We start from the raw sequence: 12,088 nt of genomic DNA, 5'->3' as shown, positions 1-12,088 counted from the left end.
TCGCAAGCATCCGACCCGCGCGCCGTAACGAGGCGGGCGGGCCGGGGGCGACGCGGTTCAGTTGCCGGCGGCTTTCTTTGCCCCTGCCTGACGCTCGATCAGCGCGGCATAGGCATCGGAAAATCCGGAGAGCGAAAGCGCAATCGGGATCGCCTTGCCTTCCGGTGTTGCCACCGTCACCGTCGCCTTTGCTTTCGCCTTCATCGCGTCGATCAGGGCGGGTTCGACCGCACCTTCGACCAGGCAGCCCTGCGGCGTGCAGCGGCTGAGCGCCATCGACGTCTTGTAGCCGCCGGCGACATCGAATTTGACGCCATCCTTCAACGCGACCCCGAGCGGAACGGCCATCTGCATGGCAACCGTCTTGCCGTCGGGCCGGAACGCCAGGCTCATCACCAGGATAACCTGCTTGCCATCGCCGGAAAGCGTGCTGCCGGAGACCTGGCAGCGGGCCGGCTCCTTGCCCTGCTCGACGCATTGCAGCACCCATTCCTTGAACTGCGCGGCGGCGGCATCTGTGTTCGACGCCGGCTTCTGCGCCTTTTCCGTTGTCGCAGCCGGTCGCGTCTTCGCTCCGCCACCGATCGAATCGATGATTGCGCCGTTTCCGTCTGCCGTCGGATCGCTGAGGATCGGCGCCCCGGTTGTCGACCGCGACGCGGGCGTGGAGAACATCGGCCCCGTCGTCGACTGCTGCGCGGCCAGCGGCAACGGTGAACCGAGCACCAGCGCCGTCGAAAGGCCGAATACAAGACGCATCGCGCTCCTGTACGTCATGGGAAGTCCTCCAATATATCTTCGTGCATTTTGTCTTCCACGGAACAATACCCGAGTCAAACAGGTCGCGGCGATTGTGGTTTCATGAAGAAATGCCTAAGGATCATGTCTAATCCGGGTTTTTAGATTTGGTGAGGAACATGATGTCGAGCCTGCTGTCGCCCATGAAGATTGCCACCTTGCTATGTCTGTCCCTATCGACAAGCGGCGCCGCTTGGGCCCAGGCCTATGTGGATCAGGTCAACAGGAATGGCGGCAACAAGGCCTATGTCGAGCAGATGCCGGCCGGCGCGAAGCCAGGCATTGCCAAGCCTAATTCTCAAGCAAAAAGAAATACTTCGGCATCGTCGACACGCTCGGGAAAGACTGCGGGACAGGCAGCGGCCGCAGGTAAATCGAGCACTGTACAGGGTGCAGGCAATGACATCGTGCCGACCGTCGGCACCGGATCATCGGCGATCGTCCGACTGGTCTCTTCCGAGATGGACTGGCCCTCGGTCGGACGCGGCACGGTGAGCCGATAACCCGAAAGTACGACCTCATCTTGGTTACCACCGCGTTAACCAGTTCCGTCGTTCCTGCCTCATTTTCGGCCAAAATGACCAATTCACCCAAAAATGGGACTGCGAACCCATAAAACTTCAGTGGTAGGGAAGCTGTGTGAGAAAGTTCGCATGGACAGGGCTGGGCTAGTTCGTCCGGGTGAACCGCTGAGGGAATTTAATCAGTCTGGAAGTGCTTTCGCTTCGGAAACTATAGTTTTCGGGGAAGTATAACCGCGCGCCTTTAGTTTCGGTCCGATCCGGCTCGAGAAGCGATGACGCATGGCTTGCTGCACCTGGCGGCAGCAATCTGACGGGGGAATTATGAAGTTCAAACTGGCAGCTCTTTGTGTCTTTGGTGGGCTCCTTGCAGGATGTCAAAGCGGTCAACAGCTGGCGACGCCGGCAGCGACTTTGACCGCGCCGACGAAGACGACGCCCAAGGTCAGATCGATGCCCTCGCCGGAGATCCCGGTGGACATCGCCGTCTATGATTTTCCTGACCTCACAGGTCAGGCGAAACCCAACGAGGCCTTTGCCGAATATAGCCGCGCCGTTACCCAGGGCGGCGCTGCCATCCTCGTGGACGTCCTGAAGAAGACCGGCAACGGCCAGTGGTTCCGCGTCGTCGAGCGCTCCGGCCTGAAGAACCTCGTCCAGGAACGCACCCTGATCGAGAACACGCAGCGCGCCTACGGTCGCCAGAGCGGCCTGCCGCCCGTGCGTTTTGCCGGGCTGCTGCTCGAAGGCGGCATCGTCGGCTACGATTCCAACGAGCTGACCGGCGGCGCCGGAGCGCGCTACCTCGGCATCGGCGGCGACGTGCAGTATCGCTCCGATATCGTCACCGTCAATCTGCGCGCTGTCAGCGTCCAGACCGGTGAGGTTCTCGCCTCCACCACGACCACGAAGCAGATCTATTCGGTCCAGGTGCGCGGCGGCGCATACAAGTTTGCCACGGCCGGTGAACTGCTCGAGATCGAACTCGGTCAATCCCGCAACGACCCCGGCTCGCTCGCCGTGCGCGAAGGCATCGAGCTCGGCGTCTATTCGCTCGCCGTCGATGGCGTACGTCAAGGCCTCTGGCACCTCAAGGATCGCGCCAGCGAGGCCGAATTCATCCGCAATTACGATCAGAAGTACGGAAATATCTCACTTCCATCTTCATGATCCTAATACACAATAAATATTAAATCAGCCTCTACTTTAAAATGCGCCATTGCGAATCAATAACGATTCGTAATGGCGCATTTTTTATTTTCCACGATTCGGATTTAATTGACCCAATTTTGGGTGCTTGCCTTTTCTGGATTAACTATTACTTAATTAATCTGTATGAGCGCCTTGTTCAGACACAGGACGCAGTGATATTAAACGAATTGTTAACGCTCTAATTGAGTGCGGCGCCTCAAGGCGACCAAGACGCCCGCGCCGAACAAAAGGGAGAAGTCCATGAAATTCTCAGCAAGAAAGACTTTGCTGCTGACCGGCGTTGCCATCCTGGCGATGTCCGCAGGCGCTTCCGCGCAGGAAGCCAACACCGGCTACATCGGCCAGCGCGACGTCAGCAACTTCGCCTACCTGTCCCAGGAAGAGGCCAACCGCGGCTTCATCTATCAGCACGACCGGCAGAACGTGTTCCTGCCTCTGACGGCTGCCGGCGCACCCGGTGATGCCCAGCAGGGCAAGAACGACCTCGGCGTCATGCAGCTCGGCAGCCAGAACGTCGTCGGCGGCGACTTCCTGCAGAAGGGCAGCAACGTCGGCGGCATCGCCCAGTTCGGCACCAACAACCTGGTCGACACGTTCCGCCAGACCGGCAGCAACCGTGGCACCATCTTCCAGGGCGGCAATGCCAACATTGCCCGCAACACCCAGGAAAAGGGCGTAACGAGCAACGACACCGGCATCATCCAGCTGAACGACAACGCCAACAAGCCGGGCAACTACGCCGAAAGCAACCAGAAGGGCGCGCTTGGCGGCGGCAATTTCTCCGGGATCCTGCAGAGCGGATCGGGCAACGCTGCCATCAACAACCAGACGAACGAAACCTCATCCAACGCCGTAACCGCCCAGAGCGGCACCGGCAATGCCGGCATCAACAACCAGACCGGCAGCGAAGACGGTAATGCCGGCATCCTCCAGGTCGGCAAGGGCAATGGCGCGATCAACACCCAGCAAGGTGGCTCGGCTGACGCGACGGCGATCATTGCCCAGAACGGCAAGGACAACAGCGCCGTCAACACGCAGACGAATGTCGATCCGACCTCCGCAACGGTAATCCAGGACGGCAACAGCAACGGCGCTGCCAACGTCCAGACGTCAGTGAACAATTCCGACGCCTTCATCCTGCAGGACGGCAACAACAACACCGCCTCCAACCTGCAGTCGCCCGGCACCCAGGCCGGCCCGGCCGACAAGCTGAACGCCTCGATCGTCCAGAGCGGCAACAGGAACAACGCCGTGAACCTGCAGGCGGGCGGTGCCGGCGGCGGCAAGAACAACACGGCGCAGACAGTGCAGGATGGTAATCGCAACACCGCGCTCAACAGCCAGATCGGCGACTACCACAACAACGGCTACAACAACGACAACAAGGCGTCGATCGGCCAGGTCGGCAACGACAACCTTGCCGTCAACACCCAGAACGATGGCCGCAATTCGACGGCAACCATTCTGCAGGGTGGCAAGCGCAACGACGCTTTCAACCTGTCTGAAGGCGGCACGAACCACAACTCCGCCATCGGCCAGTTCGGCGACGACAACCTTGCCGTCAACGCCCGCAACCGCGGCGGCAGCCCGGAAGCCGGCAACGACGCGACGATCCTGCAGTTCGGCGACGACAACATCGCCGGCAACTACCAGAACGACGCGATCGGCACCGAAGCCTTTAGAAGCAACAGCGCCAATATCGGCCAGTTCGGTTCGGGCAACACCGCAACCAACTTCCAGGATACCGGTAGCGACAACGGGGCCAACATTGCCCAGTTCGGCACCGGCAACGGCGCAAGCAATGCGCAGGTCGGCGGCGGCGTAGAAAACACCGCCAACATCCTGCAGGTCGGCAGCGGCAACAGCGGCGCCAACGTTCAAAGCGGCGGCTCTGAAGCGACTGCGAACATCATCCAGGGCGGCTCGAACAACGAGGCGACAAACCTGCAGACCAACGTTGATCCGACCAACGCTTCGATCCTGCAGCTCGGCAGCCGCAACACGGCTGGCAACGTGCAGGCAGATCTGGTCAACTCCGATGCGCTTGTTGTCCAGGACGGCGCGCGCAACGAAGCGACCAACCTCCAGACCGACGGCACCAACATGGCCACCGTCATCCTGCAGAAGGGCGATCGCAACGTTGCCGGCACTATCCAGGCCGACAGCAGCAATGTTGATGCGTTTACCCTGCAGAACGGCGACCGCAACGAGGCGAACAATGGCCAGTCTGGCGTAATCGGCGGCACCGCCGGCATTATCCAGGACGGCAACCGCAACGCGGCCGGCAACGTCCAGCTCACCAGCAGCGGTGTCGACGCCTCGATCATCCAGTCGGGCAACCGCAACGAGGCAGCCAACCTGCAATCCGGCGTGACCGGCGGCAGTGCCAACATCCTGCAGGACGGCCGTGACAACTCGGCTGCCAACCTGCAGCTCTCCAGCACTGGCGTCGATGCAACGATCATCCAGGGCGGCCGCTCCAACGAGGCGGTCAACAGCCAGACGGCATCGTCGCTGTCGAACGCCTTCATCATCCAGGGCGCTGGCGGCAACAACGAAGCTGCCAACGTTCAGAACGACGTCACCGGCGCAACGGCCCTCATCGGCCAGTTCGGCTGGGACAACACCGCCGGCAACCTGCAGCAGGCAGAAAGCTCGGGCGTGACCGCGGCAGTGCTCCAGGTCGGCAATGGCAACACGGCCTACAACACTCAGGGCGAGTTCCAGACGGTGACAATTGGCCTGGACGACGGCTCCCAGAAATTGGGCAATGCAAGTCGGTTCGGTCCCTTGGGCGGCACGGCGAACTACTGGGAGTATGGCGTGCAGTGGACGAATGCGGGTCTGACTGGCACTGACGCAGCACCAGCACAGGATTCTTTTGCGGCCATCGCTCAGTTCGGCAACAACAACGTGGCACTCAACAGCCAAGTCGGGCAGGTCATCATACCGGGAGAACTTACAGCGCACGCCGATGTTTCGCTCTATGTGAAGCGCACATCCAACGGAGCATCGGCGCCGGGATCGATCGTAAACTTCGTGAATGGCCTGGTTGGTCCGACACTAAGTGAAGTGGCCGTTGACGGTCTTCAGGCAGTTGGCGATGCTCTGCCGGAAATCGTGCTTCCGACGGTTGCCTCGGCTGCAGGGATTGTTCAGACCGGCAACGACAACGACGCCTTCAACTTCCAGACCGCTGCTGCCGGTTCGCTTGCAGCCACGGTTCAGATCGGTGACGGCAACGGTGCTGCCAACATCCAGACCGCAACGCTTGGTGCTGCTGCCGCCATCGTTCAGTCGGGTAACGGCAACTCCGCGAGCAACCTGCAGACCGGTGCCATCCTGTCGGCAGCCGGCATCATCCAGGCCGGCCAGGACAACGTGGCAACGACCACACAGATCGCAAGCCTCGGCAATGCCGCTCTGACGATCCAGAACGGCAAGAAGAACGTCGCGGCCACCAACCAGTCGAACACGGTGGGCAACACCTCGCTGATCGTACAGTCGTCGAACAACTCGCTCGCCCTCGTCGACCAGACGGGCGCTGGCGGTCATTCGTCGGCAGTCGTCCAGGCAGGCGCCTACTCCAACGCCTGGATCAGCCAGACGGGCTCGGCCTCCAACTCGGTTGTGCTGCAGTACGGCAGCGGCACCAGCGATGCAGATCGCAACTATGCGATCGTCAACCAGGGCAACAACGGCCAGAACTCGGTGGTCATCCAGGCCGGCGCCAGAAACGTCGCCTTCGTCAGCCAGAATTGATCGAACTGGTGGGGCGCCTTCGGGCGCCCCACTCCCCACACGGAGGTTCAGATCATGCGGCTTCAGCAGGCAATTCGGTTTCTCCAGATTTTCGCAGTCACAATCATTTTCGGTTTCCCAGCGAGTGCCACTTCGATGAGCGGTCAAACCATCCTCGGCAACACCAGCGATCCCCGAATCACGGCATGCGGCGTGCGGATCGGTGGGCAGCAGATGGCAACGCTCAGACCCTTCATCGAAGGTGCAACCGATCTCAACGGCAGTTTCTCCCTCAGCATCGCCACACAATCTCCGGGGGGAAGCAGCACGACCAGCCAGAAGAACCGCTTTTTCGCGGGTTCGCTCGGCGACACGCAGGTCGTGATCAACCGTGTTGGCAAGGTTCGCCTGATGCTCGTTGTCACGGACGACAGCGGCAAGACACTCTGCGACCTCGACCAGACGATCGAGCTTTCGCAACCGACGACACGCATCTGACCGAAGAAACAGAGAAACGGGTAGAAAAAAGATGAAACGCTCGACACGCCCATTCAGCAAGGTTCTTCGCAACGCGCTCGTCGCCGCAGGCTTCGCGGCGGCCGCAACGACGGCTTCGGCCGAAGACCTGCTGGTCAAGGACTACAGCACCAACCCGGCAGAGGTGAACGCGCTGATGGCGCCGATCCAGCCGTTCCTCGGCGGCGAAAGCGGCTCGACCACCTCGATCATCCAGCTCGGCCAGGGCAATACCGCCAATGCCGGCATCGAGGGAACGGGAAGTCTGGCGCTGATCCAGCAGGCGGGCACCAACAACCGCGCTGTCCAGGCGATCGAGGGCCACAGCTCGGCCCTGCTTCTCGTCCAGGGCGGCACCAACAACTCGGTGGTGCAGGCGAGCCGCGGCGACAACAATTTCCAGCTCGTCGGCGTTTCCGGCGAGAACAACCAGATCGCCTACATCCAGGACGGCAACAGCCTCGCTGGCGTGCTGGACGTGCGCGATTCCAAGAATTCGACAGTGCTGGCGATCCAGACGGCGCAGAGCGGGCGGTACATGATGCCGACCGGCCTGCGCGGCCTGGAAAACAAGACCGTTGTCGTCGTTCCGGGCCGGATGTACGTTTTACCGAAACGTTGACCGCCCCCGATCTTCAAGAAGGAGAATACCCATGAAGTTGCTTCAAACCGCGCTTCTCGCGGCAACGGTCACCATCGCCGCGGCCGGCACCGGCCTTGCATCCGAACTGGTCTACCGGCCGATCAACCCTTCGCTCGGCGGCGACCCGCTGAACGGCAACTGGCTGCTGTCTCAGGCAACCGCCCAGGGCGAAGGCGCAAGCTCCAGCGGTCCGGGCTTCACCATCGACTTCCCGGATTTCGGCGGCGTGCCGCAGCCCAACCCCAACCCGGTACCGCTGCCGGAGGTGGACGACGGGCAGTAAACCCGGCGCCCGCACAAAACGAAAAAGAGCCAGCGAACGCCGGCTCTCTCGAGTGAGGATCGAAAGCGGCGCCTGTCCCGGGCGCTGCTTTCGATCTGTTTTTTGCATGTCAGCGCTGGCTGATGATCGCAACGTTGTTGCGGCCCTGCTGCGAGATGAACGCCTGGTGGCCGACGCCGGTCTGGCTGATCGAAGCCGAGTTCATGTAGCCGGCCTGCTGGATCAAACCGACATTGCGCACGCCGCTCTGCTGGATCGAGGCCGTGTTGAAGTCGCCGCTCTGGTAGACGAAGGACAGATTGCCGGCGAGCGACGTCGTATCGACGGTCGGTGCTGCGACGATCAGATCCATCACCGGCTTCATGATCGAAGCGGTATCGAGCGCCGCAAAGCCGGCGCCGCCGGTTGCCTGCTGCACGAAGGCCGGCGAAGCGAACTCAGGGCCGGCCATGGCGACCGGAGCCGAAAGAAGCGATGCAAGCAATACTGCGGAAATTACTTTAGCGTTGTTCATTTCTTATCTCCCCGTTCTTGGTGAGATGAGTTGTAACGACGCGAAATTAAGCAATGACCATAGATACTTGGAAAAATTTCCACCAATTTGAACGATAAAAAGCGGCGATCGGGATTAACGGAAAAACAACCATGATGCGGCCGCCGGCCAATTGCCTGGCCTCATCTGCGGCGCGACCAGCAACCAGCGATCAGCGGGACTGCGCGACGGCCCAGTCGAAGGCCTCGTCAAGGGCTGCGAACTTGATCGCCTGCCAGCGGCGATAGTCGGACACCAGATCGGACGACACCCACAGGTCACCCCGGTTGCCGGGCTTTTGCCAACCGACGAAGCCAAGGTCGCGGGCACGGGCAAAGACCCTCTGGGCGTGGCTTTTCGAAATGATGTAGCGTCCGGTGATCTCGCTGATGCGCAATGCGCCGATCGGTATCTGCCCCGACGCAAGCTCGCCTTTCGGCAGGCGCGCGATCAGATCATGCAGAATATTGCTGCCGGATTCCGTCCACACGAAGGTCGCGACACTCTCGGGCGGCGAACACCAGCCGGGCTCGTCAATCAGGTGTCGCGTCATCCTCGGCTGCGCGAAATGCATCAACGACGGCTCGGCAACGGAGCGCCGGTAGCGCGTACCGCCGTCCAGCCGGTCGAGCGATTTGAGATGCCCCTCGAACCACTGGCGGATGAGATCCTCGGCGGTATCTGCCACCGTCAGGGGCCGCAAACGCTTGTCGCCCGCCCATTCGGCGTCGAGCAGCAATCGGTAGCTTCGCATTTCCGAAAGATGGGCGACGGCGGTGTTTCTGCTTGCGACATTGTTGGCAACGAAGAAATCGATGAGCTTGGCCGCCGTCAGTCCGGGACGGGTTACATCGGTCTTGTGCTCGAAGTGAAGGGTCAGGATGGCCTGAGTCAGCAACCATTTCTGCAAATTGGCGGTGTATCGCACGATCCGCGGCGCGACATCGTGCATTTCGACCAGTCGCAACGCCACATCGCGCAAGGCCTCTGCGAACTGCTCGCGACCGAGGATCGCCTGCACCCGGACGGATAGCGGCAGCGCCGACATGTCGCTGACGGATGGGTGGACGCTCATGCCGTCAGGCTCCGCCGCGCCGGAAGATCGACCGCAACGCCGGCAAAGCCGCACTCGCCCCTATCCACGGAGCGGCGGCAATCGGCGATGTGTATTGGAAAGCCTGAAAATAGAACAAAACCCGATACGATAAACATTAAACCGATCCAAAATGTCGTGCGCTACAATATTCAAGCCGAGGCGGCGTTGCCATTCACTGCATATACAACAACATTAACGGTTTATTTACCGACCTCCATCGCTAAACACCATCACTCCGACGCCATTTTCGGGTGATGAGGTTAACGACCGCGTCGCGTTGCTGGCGACATTCCACCCGCATTGATGGCTTCGCTACAACGCTCGCAACCCGAAGCGGTAGCGCACGGCGGCTGGGGCACGACGAAACCGACCTTGACGCCAGTTCAACAAAGCCAATTCCAAGGAGACGGTGGAACATTGCGGGCAGCCAGACGTTGCGGCTGGTGGTCCGGGCCATGCCTGGTGTACCATGCCGATCTCTGAACGGAGGGTTGCGACATGCTTCGATGGCTCGCACTGGCCGCCATGACAACATCGCTTGCCGGTGGCGCCGAGGCTGACGAAGGCGCGTTCTTGAAGTCGCTTCAAGGGCGTTGGTCGGGAGAAGGCACGGTTCGAATTCGCACACACATGTCGCCCGTCAACGTCTCCTGTAACTTCGATAGCCAATCCAGGGGCATGGCTCTGTCGATGGAAGGGGTGTGTCGCGGGCTCATCCTGATTTCGCGCTCGATCGACGCACAACTGAAGGCCAGCGGCACGAAATACAGTGGGTCTTATCTTGGACCGCGCGGCGGACGGGCGGGCCTCAGCGGCAGCCGTCGTGGCGACGCGATCAATCTCACTATCCGCTGGGCCAAGGAGGTCAACGGCGATCGCAGCGCCAACCTGACGGTTCAGAAAGTCGGTGCAAACGGCATGCGACTGACCACCGTCGACGTCGACCCAACCTCCGGCAACAAGGTCGTCACCAGCGAGATCAACCTGCATCGCAAGTGAAGCTGAAGGCGTTCCTAGCGTTTCCCGGCCTGGAAATTGCGCTGGTAGGTTGCGTTCAGCAGCGTTTCCGCGGCCGTCGCAGCCGCCGACTGGTCCCGCGCTTCGATTGCCTCGACAATCGCCTCATGCATCTTCAAGGAGTGCTGCAGCCCACCGAATGTCCGAAGCGTCCTGGGGATGCTGATCGTCAGCGCGGTGCGGATCACCGATGATACCGGCAGCAGAAAGCGATTGTGCGCCGCCTGGATGATTTCCAGGTGAAAGTTGATATCGGCTTCGATGGCGTCGGAAACCGCCGCATGGTCCTCGACCATCCGCTCGTAGGCGGCACGGATGCGCTGGCGCTCGTCGTCCGACGCGCGGCGGGCGGCGAGACTTGCCGCCATCGGCTCGATCGCCAGGCGAATTTCGAAGAGTTCCTCGGCCAGGTGCGGCTGGTCCTGCGCGCCCTCATGCCAGGAGAGCACCACCGGATCGAGGGTGTTCCAATGTTCGGGCGCCCGCACGCGGGTGCCCAGGCGCGGCTTGGCTTCGATGAAACCCTTTGTCGACAGGATCTTCAGCGCCTCGCGCAAGGTCGTCCGGCTGACGCGCAGATTGCCGAGCATCTCGGATTCCTTTGGCAGGATCACGCCGGGCTTGAGTTCGCCCATCGCGATCCGGCGGCCGATCTCGGCTGCGATCTGCGCGGGCAAGCCCCGGTCTCCGATCGTAAATGTCGTCATCTGCCGCCCGTTTTTGAAATCCCGTCGCGCACTCTGGCGCGATTCTTCCCCTTGCTACCATAGCCCCCGGCACACCCCAACAGGCGCGAGCCAAGAGGGATAGCGACCGCGCCTATTCCCCGCCGAAGGGGCCAAGTTCAGATGCGAAACGCTGAACCATCGCCAAACCCGTCGCGGTCGGCCGCAGCGCCGGGGCACGGTCGAAAACCGGCAGGCCGGCGCGTTCACCGAAGAGACGCTTGCCGTAGCACATCAGGTTCTCGATGCCCTGCATGGTGAAAACGACCGCAGGAAGCATGTCGCGATAGGCCGCTTCCGCCTCTTCGTCCCAGCCGTCGCGATAAAATTCATAGGCTCTGACGGCATGGTCGATGCAATCGGGGGCGAGAATGAAGCCGCGGCATCCGGCCCGCAGGTTGTCGATGAGTTCGAGCCCGGCCCGCCCGCTGAAAACCGGCAGTCGTCCCTCGGTAACCTCGATCAGCGCGGCGATATCCACCACCGGCCCCTCGCCCTTGATGAGCGTGATGTTCGGATGCTGGCGAACAAGCTCGGCAATGTCCGTTGCCGTCAGGCCCCTGCCCATGAAGGCCGGTGCATTCTGGATGGCGACCGGTACGTCGATCGCGTCGGCAACCCGGCCGAAGAAGCGGATGTATTCCTGGGCCGAAAACTGGCCGACGATCGGCGGCTGCAGGATCAGCCAGTCGGCGCCGGCCCCAACGGCGTGGCGTGCCTGTCGCACCTGCTCCTCGACTGACGGCCCGAAAATGGTGAGCGCCACCGGCACCTGGCCGGCGGTGTCTTCCACCAGCCATTCCATCACCGCCATGCGTTCCACCTCGCTCAGTTTCGAGGCTTCGGTCGCAAGGCCGAGTGCCGCCATGCCGTGCACGCCGGCCACGAGGCAGACTTCTGTCTGCCGCCGCATGGCTTCGCGATCGAGCTTCTCGTCGCCATCAAAGAGCGCATAGAGGATGGCGTGGATGCCGTGAAGGTCAGTGGGATCGAACCGGGACATC

The 12,088-nt window shown here is 61.5% G+C and carries 12 protein-coding genes; 7 read left to right on the top strand and 5 right to left on the bottom strand.

Going from position 1 to position 12,088, the window contains the following annotated elements:
- Nucleotides 1–57 precede the first annotated feature (57 nt).
- Nucleotides 58–777: an invasion associated locus B family protein gene (locus tag RTP54_RS23010; protein ID WP_162703652.1), complete on the bottom strand. Its 720-nt coding sequence runs from the start codon at nucleotides 775–777 to the stop codon at nucleotides 58–60.
- A 140-nt stretch (nucleotides 778–917) separates the two neighbouring features.
- On the opposite strand from RTP54_RS23010, the gene RTP54_RS23005 reads away from it, so the two are divergent.
- From RTP54_RS23005 to RTP54_RS22980, 6 genes are all read left to right on the top strand, one after another.
- Nucleotides 918–1,301, top strand: coding sequence for a hypothetical protein (locus RTP54_RS23005; RefSeq protein WP_312365916.1), 384 nt, complete (start codon nucleotides 918–920; stop codon nucleotides 1,299–1,301).
- A gap of 492 nt (nucleotides 1,302–1,793) precedes the next feature.
- Nucleotides 1,794–2,489: a CsgG/HfaB family protein gene (locus RTP54_RS23000; protein WP_312365915.1), complete on the top strand. Its 696-nt coding sequence runs from the start codon at nucleotides 1,794–1,796 to the stop codon at nucleotides 2,487–2,489.
- Between the two features lie 282 nt (nucleotides 2,490–2,771).
- The gene (locus tag RTP54_RS22995) at nucleotides 2,772–6,293 is read left to right on the top strand and encodes a hypothetical protein (RefSeq protein WP_312365914.1); all 3,522 of its coding nucleotides are present in this window, start codon (nucleotides 2,772–2,774) and stop codon (nucleotides 6,291–6,293) included.
- A 135-nt stretch (nucleotides 6,294–6,428) separates the two neighbouring features.
- The gene (csgH, locus tag RTP54_RS22990; protein ID WP_162704230.1) at nucleotides 6,429–6,770 is read left to right on the top strand and encodes a curli-like amyloid fiber formation chaperone CsgH; all 342 of its coding nucleotides are present in this window, start codon (nucleotides 6,429–6,431) and stop codon (nucleotides 6,768–6,770) included.
- Nucleotides 6,771–6,801: 31 nt separating this feature from the next.
- The gene (locus RTP54_RS22985) at nucleotides 6,802–7,410 is read left to right on the top strand and encodes a hypothetical protein (protein WP_112811222.1); all 609 of its coding nucleotides are present in this window, start codon (nucleotides 6,802–6,804) and stop codon (nucleotides 7,408–7,410) included.
- 31 nt (nucleotides 7,411–7,441) lie between these two features.
- Nucleotides 7,442–7,714, top strand: a complete 273-nt coding sequence (locus tag RTP54_RS22980) for a curli assembly protein CsgF (protein WP_112811221.1) — start codon at nucleotides 7,442–7,444, stop codon at nucleotides 7,712–7,714.
- Nucleotides 7,715–7,823: 109 nt separating this feature from the next.
- On the opposite strand, the gene RTP54_RS22975 is transcribed toward RTP54_RS22980, so the two are convergent.
- Nucleotides 7,824–8,228, bottom strand: a complete 405-nt coding sequence (locus tag RTP54_RS22975) for a hypothetical protein (protein WP_112811220.1) — start codon at nucleotides 8,226–8,228, stop codon at nucleotides 7,824–7,826.
- 190 nt (nucleotides 8,229–8,418) lie between these two features.
- Nucleotides 8,419–9,321, bottom strand: a complete 903-nt coding sequence (locus RTP54_RS22970) for a hypothetical protein (RefSeq protein WP_312365913.1) — start codon at nucleotides 9,319–9,321, stop codon at nucleotides 8,419–8,421.
- Between the two features lie 519 nt (nucleotides 9,322–9,840).
- Here RTP54_RS22970 and RTP54_RS22965 point away from each other — a divergent pair.
- Entirely contained in the window at nucleotides 9,841–10,341 is a 501-nt protein-coding gene (locus RTP54_RS22965) for a hypothetical protein (RefSeq protein ID WP_312365912.1), read from the top strand.
- 14 nt (nucleotides 10,342–10,355) lie between these two features.
- Here the strand turns inward: RTP54_RS22965 and RTP54_RS22960 are convergent, their stop codons facing one another.
- Together RTP54_RS22960 and RTP54_RS22955 are read right to left on the bottom strand one after the other, a co-directional pair.
- On the bottom strand, nucleotides 10,356–11,036 hold the full coding sequence (locus RTP54_RS22960) for a FadR/GntR family transcriptional regulator (protein ID WP_312365911.1): 681 nt from the start codon (nucleotides 11,034–11,036) through the stop codon (nucleotides 10,356–10,358).
- A 142-nt stretch (nucleotides 11,037–11,178) separates the two neighbouring features.
- Nucleotides 11,179–12,087 carry a dihydrodipicolinate synthase family protein gene (locus RTP54_RS22955; RefSeq protein WP_312365910.1) on the bottom strand — a complete coding sequence of 303 codons (909 nt, stop codon included), beginning with the start codon at nucleotides 12,085–12,087 and terminating at the stop codon, nucleotides 11,179–11,181.
- Nucleotide 12,088: the final 1 nt, after the last annotated feature.

The organism is Ensifer sp., from assembly GCF_031989085.1.
Classification (GTDB): Bacteria; Pseudomonadota; Alphaproteobacteria; order Rhizobiales; family Rhizobiaceae; genus Ensifer.
This window is presented reverse-complemented; position numbering and strand designations above follow the sequence as displayed.

Coding starts and splice junctions, on each gene's coding strand:
- RTP54_RS22980 (WP_112811221.1), top strand. CDS start 7,442: ATGAAGTTGCTTCAAACCGCGCTTCTCGCGGCAACGGTCACCATCGCC.
- RTP54_RS23005 (WP_312365916.1), top strand. CDS start 918: ATGATGTCGAGCCTGCTGTCGCCCATGAAGATTGCCACCTTGCTATGT.
- RTP54_RS22975 (WP_112811220.1), bottom strand. CDS start 8,228: ATGAACAACGCTAAAGTAATTTCCGCAGTATTGCTTGCATCGCTTCTT.
- RTP54_RS23010 (WP_162703652.1), bottom strand. CDS start 777: ATGACGTACAGGAGCGCGATGCGTCTTGTATTCGGCCTTTCGACGGCG.
- RTP54_RS22995 (WP_312365914.1), top strand. CDS start 2,772: ATGAAATTCTCAGCAAGAAAGACTTTGCTGCTGACCGGCGTTGCCATC.
- RTP54_RS22965 (WP_312365912.1), top strand. CDS start 9,841: ATGCTTCGATGGCTCGCACTGGCCGCCATGACAACATCGCTTGCCGGT.
- RTP54_RS22970 (WP_312365913.1), bottom strand. CDS start 9,321: ATGAGCGTCCACCCATCCGTCAGCGACATGTCGGCGCTGCCGCTATCC.
- RTP54_RS22985 (WP_112811222.1), top strand. CDS start 6,802: ATGAAACGCTCGACACGCCCATTCAGCAAGGTTCTTCGCAACGCGCTC.
- RTP54_RS22955 (WP_312365910.1), bottom strand. CDS start 12,087: ATGTCCCGGTTCGATCCCACTGACCTTCACGGCATCCACGCCATCCTC.
- csgH (WP_162704230.1), top strand. CDS start 6,429: ATGAGCGGTCAAACCATCCTCGGCAACACCAGCGATCCCCGAATCACG.